This is a genomic window from Chryseobacterium gleum, assembly GCF_900636535.1.
Classification (GTDB): Bacteria; Bacteroidota; Bacteroidia; order Flavobacteriales; family Weeksellaceae; genus Chryseobacterium; species Chryseobacterium gleum.
Genome location: NZ_LR134289.1, coordinates 2173623 through 2196565, shown reverse-complemented (window position 1 = coordinate 2196565; position 22943 = coordinate 2173623). Strand labels below are relative to the sequence as shown.

General features: G+C 37.4%; 18 protein-coding genes. 16 read left to right on the top strand and 2 right to left on the bottom strand.

All coding sequences use genetic code 11. The features are described from left to right. Positions 1-30 precede the first annotated feature (30 nt). The 7 genes from EL165_RS09995 (at position 31) to EL165_RS09965 (ending at position 8752) form a co-directional block, all read left to right on the top strand. A complete protein-coding gene (locus EL165_RS09995) occupies positions 31-357 on the top strand; it encodes a hypothetical protein (protein WP_041461413.1) in 327 nt (108 codons plus the stop codon). 347 nt (positions 358-704) lie between these two features. Further along, a complete protein-coding gene (locus EL165_RS09990) occupies positions 705-1613 on the top strand; it encodes a 1-aminocyclopropane-1-carboxylate deaminase/D-cysteine desulfhydrase (RefSeq protein WP_002977482.1) in 909 nt (302 codons plus the stop codon). A gap of 66 nt (positions 1614-1679) precedes the next feature. Beyond that, entirely contained in the window at positions 1680-2738 is a 1059-nt protein-coding gene (locus EL165_RS09985; protein WP_002977483.1) for a glucosaminidase domain-containing protein, read from the top strand. Between the two features lie 73 nt (positions 2739-2811). Then, entirely contained in the window at positions 2812-4101 is a 1290-nt protein-coding gene (hemL, locus tag EL165_RS09980; protein ID WP_002977484.1) for a glutamate-1-semialdehyde 2,1-aminomutase, read from the top strand. 966 nt (positions 4102-5067) lie between these two features. Next, positions 5068-6402 carry an amidohydrolase gene (locus EL165_RS09975; RefSeq protein ID WP_002977487.1) on the top strand — a complete coding sequence of 445 codons (1335 nt, stop codon included), beginning with the start codon at positions 5068-5070 and terminating at the stop codon, positions 6400-6402. Between the two features lie 187 nt (positions 6403-6589). Next, complete coding sequence (locus tag EL165_RS09970; protein WP_002977488.1) at positions 6590-7435, top strand: AraC family transcriptional regulator; 846 nt, start codon at positions 6590-6592, stop codon at positions 7433-7435. A gap of 78 nt (positions 7436-7513) precedes the next feature. Continuing rightward, positions 7514-8752 (top strand): amidohydrolase, encoded by a 1239-nt coding sequence (locus EL165_RS09965; protein ID WP_002977489.1) that lies wholly within the window; start codon positions 7514-7516, stop codon positions 8750-8752. 414 nt (positions 8753-9166) lie between these two features. Here EL165_RS09965 and EL165_RS09960 read toward each other — a convergent pair whose 3' ends face one another. Further along, on the bottom strand, positions 9167-10576 hold the full coding sequence (locus EL165_RS09960) for a hypothetical protein (RefSeq protein WP_002977491.1): 1410 nt from the start codon (positions 10574-10576) through the stop codon (positions 9167-9169). A 46-nt stretch (positions 10577-10622) separates the two neighbouring features. Next, entirely contained in the window at positions 10623-13412 is a 2790-nt protein-coding gene (locus tag EL165_RS09955) for a TonB-dependent receptor (protein WP_002977492.1), read from the bottom strand. 324 nt (positions 13413-13736) lie between these two features. Between EL165_RS09955 and EL165_RS09950 the strand changes: the two genes are divergently transcribed. From EL165_RS09950 to EL165_RS09910, 9 genes are all read left to right on the top strand, one after another. Further along, a complete protein-coding gene (locus EL165_RS09950; protein ID WP_002977493.1) occupies positions 13737-14411 on the top strand; it encodes a response regulator in 675 nt (224 codons plus the stop codon). Positions 14412-14459: 48 nt separating this feature from the next. After that, positions 14460-15491: a sensor histidine kinase gene (locus tag EL165_RS09945; protein WP_002977494.1), complete on the top strand. Its 1032-nt coding sequence runs from the start codon at positions 14460-14462 to the stop codon at positions 15489-15491. 134 nt (positions 15492-15625) lie between these two features. Next, complete coding sequence (locus EL165_RS09940; protein ID WP_002977495.1) at positions 15626-16222, top strand: IS1096 element passenger TnpR family protein; 597 nt, start codon at positions 15626-15628, stop codon at positions 16220-16222. 142 nt (positions 16223-16364) lie between these two features. Then, the gene (locus tag EL165_RS09935) at positions 16365-17714 is read left to right on the top strand and encodes an alpha-amylase family glycosyl hydrolase (protein WP_041461638.1); all 1350 of its coding nucleotides are present in this window, start codon (positions 16365-16367) and stop codon (positions 17712-17714) included. Positions 17715-17861: 147 nt separating this feature from the next. After that, positions 17862-18302 (top strand): hypothetical protein, encoded by a 441-nt coding sequence (locus EL165_RS09930; protein ID WP_002977497.1) that lies wholly within the window; start codon positions 17862-17864, stop codon positions 18300-18302. A gap of 17 nt (positions 18303-18319) precedes the next feature. Then, a complete protein-coding gene (locus EL165_RS09925) occupies positions 18320-18970 on the top strand; it encodes a hypothetical protein (RefSeq protein ID WP_002977498.1) in 651 nt (216 codons plus the stop codon). A 137-nt stretch (positions 18971-19107) separates the two neighbouring features. Next, positions 19108-19902: a thymidylate synthase gene (locus EL165_RS09920; RefSeq protein WP_002977499.1), complete on the top strand. Its 795-nt coding sequence runs from the start codon at positions 19108-19110 to the stop codon at positions 19900-19902. 213 nt (positions 19903-20115) lie between these two features. Continuing rightward, positions 20116-20334 carry a hypothetical protein gene (locus EL165_RS09915; protein ID WP_002977500.1) on the top strand — a complete coding sequence of 73 codons (219 nt, stop codon included), beginning with the start codon at positions 20116-20118 and terminating at the stop codon, positions 20332-20334. Positions 20335-20356: 22 nt separating this feature from the next. After that, entirely contained in the window at positions 20357-22867 is a 2511-nt protein-coding gene (locus EL165_RS09910) for a M1 family metallopeptidase (RefSeq protein WP_002977501.1), read from the top strand. Positions 22868-22943: the final 76 nt, after the last annotated feature.

The following is a 22943-nucleotide window of genomic DNA, read 5'->3' as shown; positions in this document are numbered from 1 at the left end:
CTAGTCAAAAAACTTTTTATATTTGTTACTATGATAATTGTATGCCAAAAGCCTTTAAAAAAATTAAAAATTAATGGCATCGCGCTCTTTCCCTTTATCTTCATTAGGAAACCCGAAGATAAGGAAAATAATGTATTGATCAATCACGAAAAAATTCATTTGCGTCAACAATTGGAAATGCTCATCATTTTCTTTTACATCTTCTATGTTATCGAATATTATTATTGGTTCTTCAAACTTAAGGACGGCTATCTGGCCTACAGAAGAATTTCCTTCGAAAAAGAAGCTTACGCAAATGAAAACAACCTGAATTATCTCAGAAAAAGAAAATTCTGGAGCTTCAGGAAATACCTTTGAAATTATAAATGATGAATGATGAATGATGAATGATGAATGATGAGTTGCGTGTTTTCGGGATTCGCGGTGTGGATCTAGGTTTGGGAATCTGGGGCTGAGATTTCGGTTAACGATCACAATATTCAATAGGAGCGGGCTTTAGCCCGTTTATCAAAACAATCTAAATTCATCCGGCTTTAGCCAAAACTTAAATTAAATAATCCTTATCTTATTATACAAAATTCGTACATACTTAACACGATCATCTGTGTAAATCTGCGTTATCTGCGAGAAAAAAAAGAAAACTCACACAACACTAAATCTTTTCCTAATTTTGTAAAGAATAATCTTTGAGTCGTAAAACTGAAATGCTATTAAAACTTCCCACAGAACCTGTTCCTATCCAGGAAATTCCCATTCAGAAAAATATTAAACTTTTCATTAAAAGGGAAGATCAGATTCATCCGTTGATTTCAGGTAACAAATACTGGAAGCTGTTTCACAATGTCAACCACTATCTGGAAAAAAGTCCTGATAATCCCTATATCATTACTTTTGGAGGCGCTTTTTCCAATCACATTGCAGCGGTTTCAGCAGTAGGGAGCCTGGCAGGTATTCCAACACTGGGAATTATCAGAGGAGAGGAACTGCAGCATAAATGGCGCGATAACCCAACCTTACTTTTTGCAAAAAGAAATGGAATGAACCTGAAATTTGTCACCCGGGAAGAATACCGTCACAAAGAAAAACTGACAGAATTCCTTCAGCAGGAGTTCCCTGAAGCTTTGATAGTTCCTGAAGGAGGAACCAATAAAGAGGCTGTAGAAGGAGTGAAAATGATGCTCAATGAACAAACAAAAGATTTTGACTATCTTTGCACCGCAGTCGGAACCGGAGGAACCATTGCAGGAATTTCAAAGTTTTGTGAAGAGAATCAGAAAGTTATAGGATTTAAAGCCGTTGACGATGCTTCACTGGAGAATAAAATTTTTGAATTAACTTTAAAGCATAATTTTGATCTAATAGATTCATGTTTTGGAGGTTATGGTAAAATAAATGACGGAAACGTCCGTTTTATCAATGATTTTAAAGAAAGGTACGGTATTCCTTTGGAGCCGGTTTATACAGGAAAGATGATGGAGAAGATTTTTGATTTGATTGAAGAAGGGTATTTTCCTGAAAACAGTAAGATTTTGTGCTTTCACACTGGTGGATTACAGGGCATTGAAGGAGCAAATCTGCTGTTGGAAAAACAGAATAGAAATTTAATTATATAAGTAAAATTGAAAAACATGAAACACTTAGTGTTCCATCTTTCATTTTAAAACAATAAAAAATATAAGATGAAAAGACTTTTCCTATCCATAAGCCTTTTAGTTTTATCAAAATTTTCAGCCCAGACTTGGGCAACCGAAGATCAGTATATTCAGAAGTTTGCTAAATATGCCGTAGAAGAAATGGAAAAATATAAGATTCCGGCTTCTATTACCCTTGCCCAGGGATTACTTGAAACTGGGGGTGGGCAGAGCAGACTGGCTCTGGAAGGTAAAAACCACTTCGGCATAAAATGTAAAGAAGACTGGACCGGTAAAACGATGAAACATACCGATGATGCACCCAACGAATGCTTCCGTGTGTATGAAGATCCAAGACAGTCTTATGAGGACCATTCCATATTTTTATCCACCAGAAAATACTATGCAAATCTTTTCAAACTGGATATGAAAGATTATAGAGCATGGGCGTACGGTTTGAAAAAAGCAGGCTATGCTACCAATCCCCGGTATGCTTCAATTCTTATCACTAAAATTGAAAAGTACAGACTATACGAATATGACAATACGAACTCCAATGAAGTATTGTACGCCGTTCTGAAAATGTATCCTGATCTGAAGGATGACAGAACGTTCATGGCACAGCTGGAACCTTCAAAAGCAGGTAAAAAAACTAAGGAACCGGTTACCGTAGAAGTTCCTTATAAACAGACTTCTTATGCGCAGCAGCAAAAAAGAGTGGAAAGAATCAAAACGAAAGCTGAAATTCTTAATTCCATTCTTATCAAAAGCCATCCGAATGACGGCCTGAAATATATCATTATTCCTGAAGATACCGATGTGAAATTCATTGCTAACAAATTTAAGGTCAGCGAAAGCAGACTTATGAAATGGAATGAGCTGGAAAGTGAAACCTTGAAGAAAAATGACATCATTTTCCTTGAATCTAAAAATTCTACAGGAAATACAGCTACTTATAAAGCCGAATACGGAGAAGATATGCATGATATCGCCCAGAAATTCGGAATCAAATTAAATAAATTGTATGCTAAAAACAGAATGGATGAAGGACAGCAGCCATCCGCAGGACAGCTTATTTATTTAATAGATAAAAAACCACGAAACTAATTTAATTTTTGTTGAGAGTTTACCGTTGACAATTACATGCCAACCAGCAGCTGTCAACAACAACGAAGTATATATGAAGTATCAAAGAAGTTCGGCTTTGTTTGATGAAGCCTACAAATACATTCCGGGAGGAGTCAACTCTCCGGTAAGAGCATTCAAATCCGTAGGAGGAGTGCCAGTTTTTATGAAATCAGCAAAAGGTGCTTACCTTACTGATGCAGATGACAATACTTACATCGATTATATCAACTCATGGGGGCCGGCTATTTTAGGACATACACATCCTGAAGTACTGGAAGAACTGAAGATACAGGCAGAGAAAGGATTCTCTTTCGGAGCACCTACAGAACTTGAAACAGAAATTGCGAAATTCATCATTGAAAATGTCCCGAATATTGACCAGATCAGAATGGTTTCTTCAGGAACAGAAGCATGTATGAGTGCCATCAGACTGGCAAGAGGATATACAGGAAGAGATAAAATTGTAAAATTTGAAGGCTGTTATCACGGACATTCAGACTCATTCCTGATTAAAGCCGGAAGTGGTGCTGCCACATTCGGAAATCCAAATTCCCCGGGAGTTACTGCAGGAACGGCAAAAGATACTTTATTAGCCCGTTATAATGATATTGAACAGGTTCAGGATTTATTCCGTCACAATCAGGGAGAAATTGCAGCGGTAATTATAGAGCCGGTTGCCGGAAATATGGGATGCGTACTGCCTGAAAACGACTTCTTACAAAATCTTAGAAAGATATGTGATGAAAACGGAGCTTTGTTAATCTTTGATGAGGTAATGACCGGTTTCAGATTAGCATTCGGAGGAGCTCAGGAACTTTTCAACGTAAAAGCAGATTTAGTGACTTACGGAAAAGTAATCGGTGGAGGACTTCCGGTAGGAGCTTTCGCAGGAAGAAATGAAATTATGGACCACCTTGCACCAAAAGGAGGGGTATACCAGGCGGGAACATTAAGCGGAAATCCTTTAGCCATGAGAGCAGGATTAAAAACCCTTCAGCTTATTAAAAATGATCCTGAATTTTTCAACAGATTAGAGAAGACAACTGAAACATTGGATTTTGAAATAGGAAAAATTCTGAACGAAAAAGGAATTGCTCACAGAATCAACAGAAAAGGTTCTATGATGTCTGTTTTCTTTCATATTAAAAGTGTTTCCAACTTTGATGAGGCTCAGGAAGCTAATCATTCATTGTTTAATAACTTCTTTCACCAAATGCTTCAGAATGGAGTATATCTTCCGCCAAGCGGTTATGAAACTTACTTCATTAGTGATGCCATCAAGGATAAAGAAATTGATATGACACTGGAAGCAGTAAGAAAGTTTGAGTATTCAAATAAATAAATATAAAAAACCGGATTTTACATCCGGTTTTTTTGTGCAGAATGATTTGAATTGGAAAGTCTGCAGATCAATAAAAAACTCTACGCAATCAGAGTTATACACAATCTTTGTCACTCCGCAGGAGTCTCAGCAGCGTAAAACAGTATAATCTGGATTCCTACGGAATGACAAGGGTGCTGGTAATACTTCCCGTTTATTATAAGTGATAGTATTACATCTAAAAAAATAAGGACATAGTTTGTCACTCCGTAGGAGTCTCAGCAACGTAAACAGTATAACCTGGATTCCTACGGAATGACAAGGTGCCGGTAATACTTTCCGTTTATCATAAGTGATAGTATTACATCTAAAATACCCACATAGTTTGTCACTCTGCAGGAGTCTCAGCAGTGTAAAGCAGTATAACCTGGATTGCTACGGAATGACAAGGTGCCGGTAATACTTTCCGTTTATCATAAGTGATAGTATTACATCTAAAAATACCCACATAGTTTGTTCACTCCGCAGGAGTCTCAGCAGCGTAAAGCAGCATAACCTGGATCGCTACAGAATGACAAGGTGCTGGTAATACTTTTCGTAAATCATAAGTGATAGTATTACATCTAAAAATATGTACATAGTTTATCACTCCGCAGGAGTCTCAGCAGTGTAAGCAGCATAAGCTGGATTGCTACAGAATGACAAGGGTGCTGGTAATACTTTCCGTTCATCACAAGTGATAGTAGTACATCTAAAAATACACACATAGTTTGTTCACTCCGCAGGAATCTCATCAACGTAAACAGTATAACCTGGATTCCTACGGAATGACAAGCGTTGCGGGATACTCTTTGTTGTAGTGTAGAAAGATAAACTGAGTCTTTTTAGCAAGTAATCACCACAAAGCATAAATCATACAGATTTTGTAATAAACCATACACTTTGTTCAGAACACTTCTTTTTAATTTTGCCATAAACAGATTGGAAATGAAGACCTCAGACCCTACCATCTCCCGCAAGGATTTTATCCGGAATTCAGCATTGGCTGTAGCGGGATTAACTTTATTGCCTAATATAATGACCGCATCACCTTTTTTTAATGAAAACAGAATTTCAGCAAAAGGAAAAATGAGCCTTAAAAATGTTCGTCTGGAAACTGGTTTTACGTATGAGGATGGAGAAGTGGCTTCTACTAAAACCGATCTGTTCTGTATAGAAGTTGAAAACGGAAAAATTACAAAGATTTCCCCAAATCAGCCAGATGCTAAAGCAGTAGATTTAAAAGGATTTTTAATGCTTCCTGCATTCAGGGATATGCATATTCATCTTGATAAAACTTTTTATGGAGAGCGGTGGCAGGCTGTTAGAAAAAGGAACGGTGGAGTGAAAGGAATGATCGAACTGGAGCAGAAAATGCTTCCTGAGATGCTGAAGAATTCAACTTTCAAAGCAGAAAAACTGATTGAGTTATTACAGTCTAAGGGAACTTCCTATGCAAGAAGTCACGTGAATATTGAACCTACTTCCAAACTTCAGTCATTAAAAAACCTGCAAAGGGCTTTAGAAAATAAAAAGAAAGGATTTGGAGCTGAATTGGTAGCTTTTCCACAGCATGGGGTGTTTTACACGGATTCAGCGCCTTATCTGAAAGAAGCGGCACAAATGGATATCGATTTTATCGGTGGGGTAGATCCGTTCAACATTGATGGAGATATTGAAAAAGTCGTTGATTTTACCGTTCAGCTTGCTACAGATCATAAAAAAGGAATTGATATTCACCTGCATGAAACCGGAGATTCCGGATTGAAAACAGTAGAATATCTGATTAAAAAAGTAAATGAAAATCCTTCTCTGAAAGGGAAAACCTATTTAAGCCATTGTTTTGTTCTTGGGAAATTAGAAACCGTAAAACAGGAAGAAATTGCTGAAAAATTAGCCGATGCCCAAATCGGAATTGTCTCTACAATTCCCTTCGGAAGACTTATCATGCCAATACCAACACTTTACAAACATAATGTCACGGTTCTTACAGGGAATGACAGCATTGTGGATCACTGGAATACTTTCGGAACAGGAAGTGTCCTTCAGAAAGCCAACTTAATGGCCCAACTGTATGGATATTCAACAGAATTCTCATTATCACGAAGTTTAAAGCTGGCAACAGGAAATATCCTTCCGCTGGATGATAAAGGAACCCAACAGTGGCCTAAAGCCGGAGATAAAGCAGATTTTGTACTGATCAATGCCAGCTGTTCAGCAGAAGCGGTATCAAGAATTTCAGAGGTGGAATCATTGGTACATGATGGAAATGTTGTCTTTTAATTCAAATAAGAATTGATTAAATAAAGATATAAATATAATCTAGTTGTGTTTTTTTTGACCACAAAAGGTATAGAAGTGAATGCGGACTGAAACTAATGTAAGAGTGAAGGTAATGCTTTTATCCTTTTGTGGTTATTTTTAGTTTTCTCTCATAATTTTTAGTAATTTTAGGAGAAAATCAGGCAGAGTGGGTTATCATACAGATCATTTTCCGGTATTAGGAATTCAGGAATTCAGCGAGAATCAGCTGAAGGGCTGTAATCTGTTATTTAATGAACTTTATGGAGCGCGTTCTATTGATGAACCCCACAAGCATGACTTTTTTATCATCAATCTTTTTGAGTATGGAGTAGGCACACATACCATAGATTTTACAGAATATCAGGTGCAGGATTATCAGATTCATCTTGTTTTTCCTGATCAGGTGCATCAGTGGGTGATTGAAAAAGAAACCATCGGATATCAGCTGATGATCAGTAGAGATTGGTTTGAAAGCTTTCTGCCATCGTTGAGGTTTTCAGCTTCTTATTACCAGAACCATCCGGTGATCAATCTTTCCAAACAGGTTTTTGAAACTTTTCTCTATGAATTTCAGGCCATTCAGAAAGAACTAAGTGGGGAAAAAATATTTTGGGAACTGATTCAGAAAAGAAGTGAAATAATTGGTTTGCTAGTGAGTAAATCCGTGGAGGGTGCTTATAAAGATTTTGAAGTCTATAACTCGAATCCTATTATTTCAAGGTTTCTGCATCTTATTGACGAACATTTTAAAACGGAAAGATCAGTTTCTTTCTATGCTGAAAAACTAAATATTTCTGCCAACTATCTGAATATTGTCTGTAAGAAAAGTCTCAATGCTTCGGCTTCTTCTCTCATCCAGAACCGTATTTTACTGGAGGCAAAAAGACTCCTGAAAGTTTCTGAAATGTCTGTGAAGGATATTGTGTATGAATTAGGTTTCTATGATCATGCCAGTTTTTCCAAATTCTTTAAGGCACAGACGGGGATGACGCCTTCCCAGTTCAAAGAATAATCTGTACAAAACAAGACATAATTGATACACCGGTTTATCCTTAAGCCAGGTTAATTTTGTATTGTTAAAATTTAAATCATGCAATTTCCCTATCAATTAACTGCAAAAGGAAAATATACCCTGAAAAATGTCCGCCTGGAAACTGGCTTTGAATACGAAAATGAAGAGGTCATTGGAACAAAAACAGACCTTTTCAGTATTGAAATTGAGGCCGGAAAAATAAAAAAAGTGAAAGCTAATGATCACTCTTCTGAAGCTATTGATGCTAAGGGATATCTGATGCTTCCTGCTTTTAAAGATATGCACATCCATCTTGATAAAACATTATATAGACTTCCGTGGCAGGCACTTTCTCCAAAAAGAAAGACGGTAAAAGATATGATTGCTTATGAACAACAGATCATTCCTGAGCTGCTGAAAACTTCTGTAAGCAGAGCGGAACAGCTGATCAGCCTGCTGCAGCATTACGGAACTCATTTTGTGAGAACTCATTTCAATATTGATCCTACTTCAGGATTGAAATCACTGGAACATCTTGAGCAGGCTCTTGAAAATAAAAAAGATTCCTTCCAAGCTGAGCTGGTTGCCTTCCCGCAGCATGGTGTTTTTTATACAGAATCTGCACCTTTGATGAAAGAAGCCGCACAACTGAAAGGTGTGAAATTTATTGGAGGGCTGGATCCTTTAAGTATTGACGGCAGCATTGAAAAAGTAATGGATTTTACGGTTCAGCTGGCTTTAGATCATCATAAAGGAATTGATATTCATTTGCACGAAACGGGAGAGTCGGGAATGAAAACCATCAATTACCTGATTGATAAGGCGATCGAAAATCCTGAACTTCAGGGAAAAGCTTTTGTAAGTCATGCATTTGCCTTAGCTCATCTTTCACCAAAAGAAACAGAGCTGATTGCAGAAAAACTGGCTGCAGCAAAAGTAGGAATTGCTTCTTCTGTACCTTTTAAAGGAAAGATAATGCCTATTCCAACCCTAAAAAAATACGGAGTGAACGTATTGATCGGAAATGATAATGTGCAGGATTACTGGAGTACATTCGGATCCGGAAATATGTTACAGAAAGCGAATCTGATTGCTGAGCTCTATGGGCACGCCACAGAATATGCGTTGTCGAGAACCTTACAGTTTGCAACTCAAAGTATTCTTCCTCTGGATGAAAAAGGAAATAAGCAGTGGCCAAAAGCAGGTGATGAAGCTGCAATCGTTCTGACGGATGCTTCCTGTTCTGCGGAAGCCGTTTCCAGAATGTCCGAAATAAAAGCCCTGATGAATGACGGAAATTTATTCTGGAGAAAGTAATTGAAGTATATATTTTTTATACACTTGTTTTTTGTAATGCCATCGGAGACTTTCTGGTGGCATTTTTTGTAGTCGCAGGTATCGAGATTACGCGTTTCGGTTTTCGAGTTTGGATTCGGGTTTTGTTTTTTTGTTGTTATCAATAGGAACGGACTTTAACCTGTTTATGTAAAAACGAATTCAGCCCTTTGGCTTTAGCTTAAACTTATCAGCAAACATCTGTGTAAATCTGTGTCATCTGCTGTAAAAATAACTGTTCATATTGCTGTTTCAGTTTTTTCAATATGAACACCCGTTCACATTGAAACCGGCAGATTTTTATAATGCCAGGGAATAAAGAAAAAAAAAGCCTTCGGAACATTTTTCCAAAGGCTTTTTAAATTTAAATGAAATTAATCTAACTACTATATTGTTTTATAAGTTGAAGTTGGTCCAACCTGCATACCATGTATCTGTAGCATCTTTTACCGCACCTTTGTAAGTTACTTGTGTAAACCAGGTAGCCAATTTAGGATTAGTAAATGAACCTCCGGTTAATAATGGAGAACCTGCAGTAGGCGTGAAGTTTGGTGTAGTTCCTGCTGGAGCCCATGCACCGGCAAGTTTTACATCAGCTGTAGAAGCAAGGATTGTATTTCCTTTAGCATTGAACCATGTTGTAAGATCTGCCAATGTATATGTTGTAGGAGTAGATGTAGATGGTCCGAATTTTAAAGGAGTTGTATTTCCTGCCAATACGTTGTTTTCAAAGAAAAGTTTATTACCTACAATATTGTTATCTGTTGGAGAACCTTTTGTAGCATCGATGAATAAACCAACAGGGAATCCTGTAAATACAGAGTTAAATACTGAGATAGAAGAGTTTCTTCTGATCTGTAAAGCATTCTGGAATAACGCGTTGATAGAACCAGGAGCCGCAGAGTTGATTGGCCCGATAATCGTCATGTTAGAGAATGTAGCAGATGTCTGAGGCGCTAAAGTAGAACCGTTGGCGTCATTATCAGATTCAAATGCGTTGGAACCTGAAACGTCCGCTACCTGAGAATCTCTTACTGCAATACCAAACTGTACATTTCCTGAGAATCCGTTATCTGTATCGAAATCGTCATCTAAACCTTTGTAAGAAATAAGGTGAGAACAGTTTACTGTTCCTCCGAACCACTCAAAACTGTCATCATTAGCATAAGCAACTTCTACATAATCTACTGTAGTTCCGTTACCTACACCACCGAAAGTAAGTCCGTTGATCTCTTTATCCGGTAAGAATGCATATCCTGCATATTCAATTCTTACATATTTTAATACACCACTGTTGTCAGCTGCATTTGTTCCCCCATAAAGTCCAAGACCTTCAGAGTTGTTGATTCCTCCTTCAATTTCTCCAACTCCGTTTGCACCACCGAAAGAGGCGTTGGTAGGAGCGTTTCCTAAAATTACTACACCTGCCCAGTCTCCTCTTTTAGGACTTGGTTTTTCTGAAGTGAAGATAATAGGGTTGGCAGCAGTACCTTCTGCCATGATTTTACTTCCTCTTGTAATGATCAAAGCACCGTTTTTATCAGCTTCACCTACAATCTTTGTACCTGGCTCGATCGTTAAAGTTGCTCCGTTAGTTACATATACCAGTCCTCTCAGCTTATAGATTTTATTGGCTTTAAGTGTTGTATTGGAAGTGATTTTTCCTGAAAGAATAAGGTTTTCAGTTTCTCCGTTTCCGTTACCTCCATTTTGAATAATGGTAGGTCCATCTTCTTCTATATTTCTACATGCGGTAGTTGATACTAGAGCGCCAAGCATTAAAGAATATAAAACGAACTTTTTCATGTTATAAAGAATTAAATTATTTTTATTAGATTATTTGTTGAGTGAATTAAAAATTGTATCCCAGTGTTAAACTGATATTGGTTCCTGTAAGTCTTTCAATGGCAAGAGCATCTTTGCTGTCATACTTACCGTTGTCGTTCAGGTCATGGTAGAATTTGGCACGACGGTTCAGGATATCTGAAACATTCAGCTTGATCTCTCCTTTGTTGCTCCATAATTTTTTAGCAAGCTGGAAATCAAGAAGAGGTCTTGGTGCCTCCCAGATTGGTGGAACCTGGTCATTTCCTACATACAGGATTCTTCTTCCGATCATGTTGAATAGTACTGTAGAAGACCATCCTGATTTCTCAGTATCATACTGAAGACTTACATTTACCGTATATGGAGACTGTCCCTGCATTGGTCTGTCAATCTTGGTAGTTTCGTCAGTTACTCTGTTTTTGATTAATGCTACGTTTCCACCCAGTGTAAAGTTTTTAAGAGCACTTACAAAATCCAGTTTTTTTCTGGCTTCCACTTCCAATCCGTAAGCATCAGCTTTATCTACGTTAAGATAGTTAAAGGTGTTACTGGTTCCTACCCCTGATTGGTTGAAATATAATTCGATAGGCTTTTTAAAGTTTTTATAGAAGGCAGCTACTGAGAAAATCTCACCGTTTCTCGGGTAATATTCCCAACGAAGATCAGCACTCGTGATTTTTGTTCTTTCAATAGACTTGTTACCAATTACGGTAGCTCCAAGATCAAAATCATAATAAGCTAGAGGAGAAACCTCTCTGAATTCTGGTCTTACAACAGTTTGCGAACCTGCAAGACGAATGTTCATTTTAGGATTTACCTTGAATGTTAAGTTAACAGCAGGCAGGAAGTCTGTAACACGTGTATTTACAAAACGGTCATCGCTTTTCTTTGTGCTTCCAACCAACTGGTCAAAGTTTTCAACTCTTAATCCCCAAACCGCTCTTAACCATGGTGTAAAGTTATTGTCAAACTGTAAATATCCTGCGTTAAGGATTGTATTGGCAATATATCTGTACTGGTTTCCTGCAATTTCATCGAATGTAAATCCTCCGTTAGTTCCAAAATTCTGAGGATTGAAGATCGTTTCAAAAGGCTGGGAAAGTAGTCCCTGGTTGAAGTTTTCAAGTCTTACAGAGAACGGTCTTGAATTATATATTCTGTCTTTTACCTGGAACAAATAACCTCCTTTGATCGTTTGCTTCTGTCCGAACATCGTAAATGTTTTGGAAACATCACCTCCGGCATTATATAAATAGTCGCTTAGCGTAGAATAGAATACACTTCCTGACTTTTGGGAAAGACCATTGGAAATCAATGCTAAATAAGGACTTCCCGGCATGTTGGTATATTGGTTATACTGCAAACGCTGCAGCAAAGGAATATACTGATCAAGAATTCCGAAGCTTCCGTACCAGTTGATGGTCAATCCGCCAAGAGCATCAATTTTATGGTTACCGCTAAGGGTTGAGTTATAGAAAGTAGTTTCTTTAAAACCGATCTCCCTTGCCATGATGTTTGTTCCGTTGATAGGATCAAATTCAAAGTCCTTTCCTGTTCTGAAGGACATGTGGTTTACCGTATTGTTGGTAATGATATTCTTTAAGGAAATTTTATTGTTGTTGTTCAGCTTTAAAGCAAGGTTCAACATTCCCCCTAAAATAATATCATTGCTGTATTTTTCTGTAAAATAATCGAAGTTGGTATCAGCAAGCTGGTCGTTGATGGTGAAGAAACGGTTGGTAGATTCAGTTCTTCTTTTGTTATTACTGTAGTTTAAAACAGCAATTACCCCTAAATCTTTTCCGAAAATTTTTGTGTTGAAACCACCGTCAAGCTGTAAGCTTAAGTTTTCCGGGTAACCGATACTGTTGTATCCCAAGTTCTTTGTATACCCTTTACCGATCTCCGTTTTTTGTGCCTCGGTCAGAATGCTGAACGCATTTTTTGCAGGCATATTGGTAGGAAGTTTTCTGTAACCGTCATCAATTCCTAAAAAGTCCCATTTTCCGCCTTTCTGCATATGGAATTCCTGTCCCATAGTAGCTGTGTTTCCTCCTACACCTACCTGAACGTTGAAGAAGTTTTTATTAGGAATATCCTTTGTATTTACCTGAATCAATGCTCCTCCCCATTCACCTGTATATTCTGGAATGAAAGTTTTGTTGATAACAAGGGTTTCGATAACGTTGGCAGGGAAAAGGTCAAAAGAGAAAGTCTTTCTGTCAGGTTCCGTACTGGATAGCTGAATACCGTTTAGCATCGCCTGGTTATAACGGTCAGATAAACCTCTTACTACAATATATTTTCCATCAAATAAACTTACCCCTGAAACTCTTTTCAGAACTTCACCGGTGTTTCTGTCCGGACTTCTTTTAATCGCTTCAACACCGATAACCTGAGAAACTACACCGGCATTCTTTTGTAAACCGATGGTAGAGGCTATGGTTTCTTTTCTTGCATTTGATTTTATGACAACTCCCTCGATTTCTTTTTCTTTGGCAGATGGCTTATCCAGAACAATATCAAGATGCGTGTTACCTTCATTTTTGATAACGACCTCGCTGATCTCTTTTCTGTTATACCCGTTGGAACTTACCGTTACAATGTAATTGGTACCAGGGGAAAGGTTGATAGAGTAGTATCCGGAAATGTCAGTGGTAACTTCCTGACCATTTACTTTTACTTTTACTCCTTCTATAGGAGTGTTGTCTTTCTCGTCCAATACCCTACCTTCCAGAATCTGACTTTGTGCAAAAGCATAGCCAGCAGAAAACAAGGCAAGTAGCATAATGCTCTTGTGGAGTTGTTTTTTCATTTTACTTCTTTTACTTCTTTTTCAAGGGCAAAATAAAGGCTAAGTTTTTAAGAAAACTTTAGGAGAATCTTAATTAATTATGAAGTTTGTATTAACGGATAAATGGATTTTATAGTTATCGATGTTTAATTTATATAATTATAATTTTTGCTTTAATGTTAATTATTATTCCTTATATTTGATTTGTGTATATATAATTGTTAATTTTTTTATTGATTTTATAATCTATATTTAAAATGCTATTTTTTAATAATTAGTTAACATTTGCAGGATAGATGAAATCAATGGAAATAATTAATTTTGTGGGAATTCTTAAACTAGAAGATGAGCAAAAAAATTCTTTTAATAGACGATGAACTGGACATTTTAGAGATTCTGTCTTACAATTTGGAAAAGGAAGGGTATGATATCTATACGGCTACCAATGGTAATGAAGGTATAGAAAAAGCAAAAGAGATTGTTCCGGACCTTATCTTATTAGATGTCATGATGCCTGAGAAAGACGGTATAGAAACATGTCAGGAACTTCGTAAAGTGAAAGAACTACAAAAGACACTTATCGTTTTCCTTTCTGCAAGAAGTGAAGAATTTTCTCAGTTAGCAGGTTTTCAGGCGGGTGCCAATGATTACATTGTGAAACTGATCAAACCGAAAATCCTTATCTCTAAAGTAAATGCATTATTACAGCTGACCTCTCAGGTTTCTGACAATGCTAAACTTATTGAAATCGGAGACCTTGTTATTGATAAAGATAACTTCAGAGTTTCCAAAAGCGGACAGCAATTTCTTCTTCCTAAAAAAGAATTTGATTTGCTTTACCTTTTGGCTTCCAATACGGAGAAGGTTTTCAAAAGAGAAGAGATTCTGGAAAAAGTCTGGGGTAATGATGTGATTGTAGGAGAAAGAACGATCGATGTTCACATCAGAAGACTGAGAGAAAAACTAGGAATCAATACGATTCAGACATTAAAAGGGATAGGGTATAAACTGATCGTTTAATTATTTAAAAACCTTAACTTTACGTTCAATCATTAAAACGTTGTAAAATTGAAATTTTACAGACTTACCCTCGTTGCCTCGTGTCTGCTGACACTGGTAATGTTCCTTTTGGTAGTCGTATTCGATTCACTGAAAGATATCTATTATGAGACCCCTTTGTTCAAAACGGGTCTTTTCATCTGTATTGTCCTGATCTTCCTGATCAACTGTGTAGTGCTGGAACTGCTTTTCAATTATTATGGAAGAAAGCAGGTAAAAGGTCTTTCCGGATTTCTTCCGCAGGAAATCGTACAGAATCAGGACGAAAATATTACCATCAAAGAATTAGGCGAAAGGTTTTCAGATCTTAACCAGCAGCAGGTATCAGAGATTGATATGATGAAAGAGATGGAAAGCTACCGTAAAGAATACATCGGAAATGTTTCCCATGAGCTTAAAACTCCTTTATTTTCCATCCAGGGATATGTGGAAACCTTAAGAGACGGCGGAGTGGACAACCTTACCATCAGAGATAAGTATCTGGAAAGAATTGATAAATCGGTAGAAAGACTGATTGCCATTGTTACAGATCTGGATATGATCAACAGGCTGGAGGCCGGCGAAATCAATCTTACCGTTTCGAAATTTGATGTCAATCTTCTGATCAAAGAAATCTTCGACCTTCTTGACCTTGAAGCCGAAAAAAGAAATACAACATTACAGATTCAAACCCTTCATCCACAGATCTTTGTGGAAGCTGATAAACAGAAAATTTCACAGGTTTTCATCAACCTTATTTCCAACGCCATTCATTATGCCAACAGACAGGAAGCAAAAGTGATTGTAAAAACCAGTATCCTGAAAAATAAGGTGCTGATAGAGGTGATAGACAATGGAATGGGAATCAAATCTGAAATTCTCCCAAGAATCTTTGAAAGATTTTACCGTGTGGAAACCAGCAGAAGCAGGAGAGAAGGCGGCTCCGGGCTTGGCCTGGCTATTGTAAAACACATCCTTGAAGCACACAACGAAAACATCACCGTTGAAAGCGTTTACCTGGAAGGTACGAAGTTCAGTTTTATGCTCGAAAAAAGTAAATAATTCCGGCAAAATGTAAGAAAAAAAAATATTTTAAAAAATCCTGAAATATTTTTTTGTCACATGTCATTTATTATATATTTGCAACAGAGATTTATCATAATTATAAAGGCAAAAAAGTAATTTAAGAAACTGATATGGTTTACAAAATCCGCGTAATATTAGATGCGAAAGAGGATATTTTCCGTGATGTCGAAGTTAAGGGAAAACAAACGTTATGGAACTTACATTTAGGAATTAAAAGTGCATTCAGTCTGCAGGGAGATGAGCTTTCTACTTTTAATCTGTTGGAAGATGACGGAACGATCGTAAAAAGTGTCCCATTGGAAGATATGAGTGATGATGGTGATGGCGAGATCATGTCAGATGTTTACATTGATGAGGCTTTTGAAAATGTAGGTGACAAAGCACAGTTCCAGTATGGGCTTCTTGATCTTTGGGAGTTTTTCTGTGAACTTGTAGAAGTAATAGAAGAAACAAAAGGGGTTAATTATCCTATAACCGTATACAGATTTGGAAACGTTCCATTAAAGGCTCCTAGCAAAAACGGAGGTGCCGGAGGTGGCAAAAAGAAATCAGCAATGCCATTGGTAGATGATGAATTCGGTTTTGATGACGATTTCGTAGCAGGAGGAAACTTTGCAGATGAAGACGACAGTTTCGATGACGAGGAAGAAGAAGACTACAATGACGATGTCTTTGATGATGAGGATGACAATGATGATGAAAGATAGTCAGCACAATATACAGGCCCCGGGTTTTGACCCGGGGCTTTTTTATGGCCAAGTAAAGTGAACAGCCATTCTGCTTTTAATGATTTTGGCTTTTTACCCTTTTACCCCAAAAACAATCCTTACTTTTGTTAAAAATAGTTTAATGAAAAAATTAATTTTGTTAGCTGTAATTGGTCTGGGAATTGTTTCCTGTACCACTCAAAAAAATACCAGAAGGATGACAGAACTGCCAAAAGATTGGAAACATAACACAAATATCTACGAAGTAAACATAAGACAATATACTCAGGAAGGAACTTTCAAAGCCTTTGCAAAAGAAATGCCCCGCCTGAAATCTATGGGAGTAAAAACGCTTTGGTTTATGCCGGTTACTCCAATTGCCCAGCAAAATAAAAAAGGAAGCCTGGGAAGTCCTTACGCGGCAGCAGATTACACCTCTGTCAATCCGGAATTCGGAACCCTGCAGGATTTTAAAGATATGGTGAATGAAGCCCACAGATTGGGATTCAAGGTGATTCTTGACTGGGTAGCCAATCATACCGGCTGGGATCATGTGTGGACAAAAACACATCCTGAGTTTTACCTGAAAGATCCGGATGGTAAATTTCATATTGCCTCAGGAATGGATGATATCATTGAACTTGATTATAAAAATCAGGAAATGCGCCAGGCAATGATTGATGCCATGAAATTCTGGGTACGGGAAACCAATATTGATGGCTTCCGATGTGACCTTGCCTCATGGGTGGAAGTAGATTTCTGGGAGCAGGCACGCCCCGAAGTGGAAAAAGTTAAGCCGCTTTTCTGGCTGGGAGAGTTTGATGAACTGGAAAGTCCTGAGTACGGAAAGGTATTTGATGCCAGCTATTCCTGGAAATGGATGCATAAATCTGCCGACTATTACAAAAATAATGAACCGCTTCAGGAACTGAAGGATCTGTTGAGACAATATTCCAATATCGGAGACGCTTCAATGAGAGCATGGTTTACGACAAATCATGATGAAAACTCATGGAACGGTACCGAATATGAAAAATACGGTGTGATCACAAAACCTATGGCAGTATTCTCTGCAACATGGAATGGTGTTCCGTTATTATATTCAGGCCAGGAGCTTCCGAATATGAAGAGACTGGAATTTTTCGAAAAAGATGCCATCAAATGGACAAATACCTACCAGGTTGCTGATTTCTATAAAACATTATTAGATTTAAAAACATCAAATCCTGCATTAAGAGGAGGAGATTCCAATGTGACCACCTATCTTCTTAATACAACAGCCAATGACAAGATTCTGGCTTATGTAAGAAAAAACGGGAAAGATGAAGTATTGGTAGTCCTGAATATGTCAAAAGAACCCGTTAATTTTTCCATTGAAGATGAGCACCTGTCAGGAACATTCAGAAATGTTTTTGATAAGACCAGAAGGGACTTCAATCATGGAAAAGACTTCAGTTTCAAAGTTTCTGACTATGCCGTATTTGAAAAGTAAGCAAAAAAACCTCTAAACTTCCGGTTGAAGCACTAATTATTAACAATTAGTCTTTTAGGATACTCATTTCCCTTCCTCTGGAGGGGGGCAAAATCACAGATTTTGACGGGTGGTTTATCTGCCCTACAATAAAAATCCACCATTACAATGAACAAACAGGAAATAATCAATATTATTAAAGCGAAAGCAGCTGACAAAATCCAGTATTTCGAAAACCTCATTGCAGAAACACGGGCTTCCAATAATGACACTAAAAGCTCTATGGGAGACAAATATGAAACAGGAAGAGAAATGCTTCAGCAGGAAATCAATAATCTGCAGAGACAGCTCAATGAAGTATTGAATCAGCAGGCTGTATTGCAGAAAATAACTTCAGATTCTTCAGAGAAAGTTCAGAACGGAGCATTGGTGAAAACCAATAAAGGATTATTTTATGTAGCTGCTTCCATGGGAGAAATTATGTATGAAAAACAGAAGATTATGACGGTTTCTGCAGAATCTCCTTTAGTAAAGGCAATGTTTGGCAAGAAAATGGGAGAGACATTTACCATCAACAATATCATTCAGGATATTGAGCATATTTGGTAAATCAATCTTTTAATAATATGAAATGTAAAAATCTACTTCTCCTTGCCTTTTTACTGGTAGGTCTGGTGCTCAACGCACAGGTTCGTGCCACCGTTTCGTCAAAAACATATGATCTGGAAACAGTTAAATTTACTGTAGACGGTTTTGTATTTACACTTAATGCAGACGGATCAATTGCTGATTTTAATGCTCCTGATCTGAATGGTAAGCTGGAATACTATGATGACCAGGTTTTTGATAAAGTAAAATATGGGAAACTTAAAAGCATTGGAAACGTTAAAATAGATTACTGGGAAGATTCTGCCTTTACGAAGGAAAAAGCCGGTAAGTTGAAGAGCTTGGGTAATATTTCGGTAGACTATTGGGAAGATTCTGCCTTTACGAAGGAAAAAGCAGGGAAGGTAAAGAAAATAGGTAATCTTGCCATAGATTACTGGCCAAATGATGTGATAGATAACAGCAGGCTGGGTAAACTGAAGACAATAGGAAATATCTCTATCGACTATGGAACAAAAGATATTATTGATGAAAGTAAATTTCAGAAGCTTATAAAATTTGGCCCGGTTAGACTGGATTATTCAAATGATAGATTTATTGATAAAAACAGATATGGCCAGTTAAAATCAATCAATGGAAACAATGAAGAAATCAGCGTTTCCGTATTATAATATTTCGGCTGTTTAATCGCTTGAAAATATAATGTTTACACTCATTTAATAGAAAAGAGATATGCACCTTATAAAAAGCATCCATAGGTTGGGTGCTTTTTTTTTATTAAATTTGGAACTTAAAATCTCATTCAAAAATGCAAAACTACCTGGACCTTTTACAGCATATTTTAGACAACGGAACTGATAAAACCGATAGAACCGGCACCGGAACAAGGAGCGTGTTCGGGTATCAGTTAAGATATGATCTGTCAAAAGGATTTCCTTTGGTAACCACAAAAAAAGTGCATTTAAAATCTATTATCTATGAATTGCTCTGGTTTCTGAAAGGAGATACCAATATCAAATATCTTAAAGATAATGGAGTAAGCATCTGGGATGAGTGGGCAGATGAAAACGGAGATCTTGGACCTGTTTACGGGGCACAATGGAGAAGCTGGAGCGGAGCTGACGGAAAAGTAGTAGACCAGATCACAGAAGTAATCGACCAGATCAAAAAGAATCCGGATTCCAGAAGACTGATTGTATCAGCATGGAATGTTGCGGAGATTCCTAATATGGCTTTGGCTCCTTGTCATGCCTTATTTCAGTTTTACGTAGCAGATGGTAAATTATCCTTACAGTTGTATCAGAGAAGCGCTGATGTTTTCCTTGGAGTACCGTTCAATATTGCAAGCTATGCGTTGCTGCTGATGATGGTAGCACAGGTTTGTGAGCTGGAAGTGGGGGATTATGTTCACAGCTTTGGAGATGTCCATATCTATAATAATCACTTTGAGCAGGTAAACAGACAACTTGCCAGAGAGCCGAGAGCCCTTCCGACCATGAAACTGAATCCTGATGTTAAAAACATTTTTGATTTCGATTTCGAAGATTTTACTTTAGAAAATTATGATCCACATCCAGGGATCAAAGCTCCTGTAGCCATTTAATACTTTTATATCACTTTAATTTTTTATTACTTCTATTTATTTTACATTAATAGAGGCATTGTCTATGCCCATAAGCTGGAAAATCAGAATATAAATACTTTAGCATACCTTCTTTTGGCAATAGTTTCTTAAATTTGAAAGAAACAAACTCGGTTCATTCGATAGATCCATTGACCGTTAGGAGATCACCAATTCAAATGCTAAAAATAAATCATGAAGTATTTAAAAATCAATATAGAAGAAAATGCAGATATTGAAGCGCTGAAAAATGCTGTACAACAGCTGAAAGGAGTTGCTTCAACAGAAATAGTGGATGATGAAAACCCTGAGAGCGAGCTCAAAAAAGCCTTTGCTAAAACAAAAGAACAGCTTAAAAAGGGAGATTATGAAACTTTAGTCAATGATATTTTCGATATAATCATTAAAAAATAATTCTAAAAAATAAAGTAGACCTATGAGAAAGGCCATTTTATCAATTGCTATACTTGGAATTTTATTTTCCGCAAATGTATCAGCACAAACTGAAACTTCAGGAAGGGAAAAAGTATACAGAGCTACCCATACCAAGGTAACAGAACTAAAGCATACCAAACTGAAAGTAAATTTCGATTACCAGAAAGAACAGATGAACGGAGAAGAATGGCTTACCGCCTCACCTTACTTCTATGCAACCAACGAGCTAACTCTTGATGCAAAAGGAATGCTGATTCATGAAGTATCTCTCGATAATAATGGCAAAAAATCTCCTTTAAAATACGAATACAAAGGCGATATTCTGAAAATTACTCTTGATAAAACATACCAGAGAAATCAGGATTATACAGTTTATATCAAATATACAGCCCGACCGAATGAGGTAAAACAACAGGGAAGTATGGCTATTAATGATGCAAAGGGTCTGTATTTCATTAATGCTCAGGGAACAGAGCCGGACATGCCTACACAGATTTGGACACAGGGAGAAACAGAATCTTCTTCTGCATGGTTTCCAACCATCGATAAGCCTAATCAAAAGACCACACAGGAAATTTACATGACGGTTCCGGATAAATACGTTACCCTTTCCAATGGTATTCTCAAAGAATCCAAAAAAGAATCCAACGGACTTAGAACAGATCATTGGGTTATGGACAAAAGGCATTCAACTTATCTGTTCTTTATGGGAGTAGGAGAATATGCCGTTGTAAAAGACAAATGGAAAAATATTCCGGTTGATTATTATATTGAAAAAGAATATGAGCCGTATGCTAAGCAGATCTACGGAAATACACCGGAAATGATCGACTTTTTCTCCAAAAAACTGAACTATGATTATCCATGGGCAAAATATGCCCAGATTTCCGGAAGAAATTATGTAAGCGGAGCGATGGAAAATACGACTGCAACACTCCACGGAAGCGATATTCTTCAAAAGCCTGGACAGCTTATCGATGAAAATACTTGGGAAGATACCATTGCTCACGAATTGTTCCACCACTGGTTTGGAGACCTCGTTACCGCAGAAAGCTGGAGTAATCTTACAGTGAACGAATCTTTTGCCAACTATTCCGAATACCTTTGGAATGAATACAAATATGGAAAGGACCAGGCAGATTATCACCTGATGACAGATGTGAATAATTATCTGCATAACCCAACCGACTTTAACAAAAACCTGGTAAGGTTCAATTATGAATCCCGTGAAGATGTTTTTGACCTGGTGACGTATCAGAAAGGAGGTGGAATTTTAAATATGCTGAGAAACTATCTCGGAGATGATGCCTTCTTTGCCGGAATGAACGATTATCTGAAAACCAATGAATATCAGAATGCAGAAGCCCACCAGCTGAGACTTTCTTTTGAAAAAGTGTCTGGTAAAGACTTAAACTGGTTCTTTAACCAATGGTATTTTGGAAGCGGAAACCCGAAGATTAATTACTCATCTACATTTGAACCTGTGAAAAAACAGGTTGCTGTAACCATTAATCAGACTCAGGAAAAGCCATTTGAATTTCCTCTGGCTATTGATGTTTATGACAATGGAAAACCTAAAAGATACAATGTCTGGGTAAATGCAGAAGCAAAAAATACATTTAATTTTGATGTTTCTAAAGCTCCGGATCTTGTTAATATTAATGCAGATGGGGTTTTACTGGCTGATATTACCGATACCAAAACTCCGGAACAGAACCTGATGCAGTTTACCAACTCTAAGGAATTTAAAAGCAGATACCTGGCTTTAACCGGAATAAAAGATCAGATTGGAAAAAGCCCTGCCGCAACAAAATTGTTAGCTGCTGCGCTGAAAGATCCTTTCTTCAGAGTAAGAATAAAAGCTTTGAATTTAATAGACCTTCCCAATCCTGAACAAATGAAAGCATTAGGTGCTGAAGTTGAAAAACTGGCTTCCAATGATCCGAAAACTTTAACCCAGGCCGCCGCTATTACAGCTTTAGGGAAAACAAAAGACAAGAAATATCTTCCATTATTTGAAAAAGGAGTAAATGCTGTTTCCAATGCAGTGAGAGGAAGCTCAATGAGTGCGATTCTTACCATTGATCCGTCAAGGGCAAACAGTCTGGCTGACAAAATTGATATGAAAGGTGCTTCAGAAGAATTGCAGGCACAACTGCTTCCTGTTATTGTGAAGAACAGGATTACTTCCCAGATGGAAAATATTGCGCCTCTTGCTACTTTTTATCCGTTTATTAAATTCCAGAACCCGGAATTAGGAAAAGCGGCAGAAGACGGTTTCAACTGGATCATGACTTCTGATAATCTGAAAGCTACGGAAAGCATCACAAAAATAGCAGGATATGCCAAAAATCAGATGGCGGATAATCCACAGGCTAAAATGATGATGGTTCAGATGCTGAAAGATGGCCTAAGTAAAAAAATGGAACTGCTGAAACAGAATCCACAGAACGCAGCAAGCATCAACAAGCAGATAGATGTTCTGAATAAAGCTATTGAAAACTATAAATAAAAGAAGGGAGCCGGTAAATTTACCGGCTCCCTTCTTTTTATTGCTGAATACTAAACTGTCAGATTATCATTTAAAA

What these genes read in the sequence shown, in the direction of transcription:
- EL165_RS09995 (WP_041461413.1), top strand. Translation starts at nt 31, where the DNA reads ATGATAATTGTATGCCAAAAGCCTTTAAAAAAATTAAAAATTAATGGC.
- EL165_RS09990 (WP_002977482.1), top strand. Translation starts at nt 705, where the DNA reads ATGCTATTAAAACTTCCCACAGAACCTGTTCCTATCCAGGAAATTCCC.
- EL165_RS09985 (WP_002977483.1), top strand. Translation starts at nt 1,680, where the DNA reads ATGAAAAGACTTTTCCTATCCATAAGCCTTTTAGTTTTATCAAAATTT.
- hemL (WP_002977484.1), top strand. Translation starts at nt 2,812, where the DNA reads ATGAAGTATCAAAGAAGTTCGGCTTTGTTTGATGAAGCCTACAAATAC.
- EL165_RS09975 (WP_002977487.1), top strand. Translation starts at nt 5,068, where the DNA reads ATGAAGACCTCAGACCCTACCATCTCCCGCAAGGATTTTATCCGGAAT.
- EL165_RS09965 (WP_002977489.1), top strand. Translation starts at nt 7,514, where the DNA reads ATGCAATTTCCCTATCAATTAACTGCAAAAGGAAAATATACCCTGAAA.
- EL165_RS09960 (WP_002977491.1), bottom strand. Translation starts at nt 10,576, where the DNA reads ATGAAAAAGTTCGTTTTATATTCTTTAATGCTTGGCGCTCTAGTATCA.
- EL165_RS09955 (WP_002977492.1), bottom strand. Translation starts at nt 13,412, where the DNA reads ATGAAAAAACAACTCCACAAGAGCATTATGCTACTTGCCTTGTTTTCT.
- EL165_RS09950 (WP_002977493.1), top strand. Translation starts at nt 13,737, where the DNA reads ATGAGCAAAAAAATTCTTTTAATAGACGATGAACTGGACATTTTAGAG.
- EL165_RS09940 (WP_002977495.1), top strand. Translation starts at nt 15,626, where the DNA reads ATGGTTTACAAAATCCGCGTAATATTAGATGCGAAAGAGGATATTTTC.
- EL165_RS09935 (WP_041461638.1), top strand. Translation starts at nt 16,365, where the DNA reads ATGAAAAAATTAATTTTGTTAGCTGTAATTGGTCTGGGAATTGTTTCC.
- EL165_RS09930 (WP_002977497.1), top strand. Translation starts at nt 17,862, where the DNA reads ATGAACAAACAGGAAATAATCAATATTATTAAAGCGAAAGCAGCTGAC.
- EL165_RS09925 (WP_002977498.1), top strand. Translation starts at nt 18,320, where the DNA reads ATGAAATGTAAAAATCTACTTCTCCTTGCCTTTTTACTGGTAGGTCTG.
- EL165_RS09920 (WP_002977499.1), top strand. Translation starts at nt 19,108, where the DNA reads ATGCAAAACTACCTGGACCTTTTACAGCATATTTTAGACAACGGAACT.
- EL165_RS09915 (WP_002977500.1), top strand. Translation starts at nt 20,116, where the DNA reads ATGAAGTATTTAAAAATCAATATAGAAGAAAATGCAGATATTGAAGCG.
- EL165_RS09910 (WP_002977501.1), top strand. Translation starts at nt 20,357, where the DNA reads ATGAGAAAGGCCATTTTATCAATTGCTATACTTGGAATTTTATTTTCC.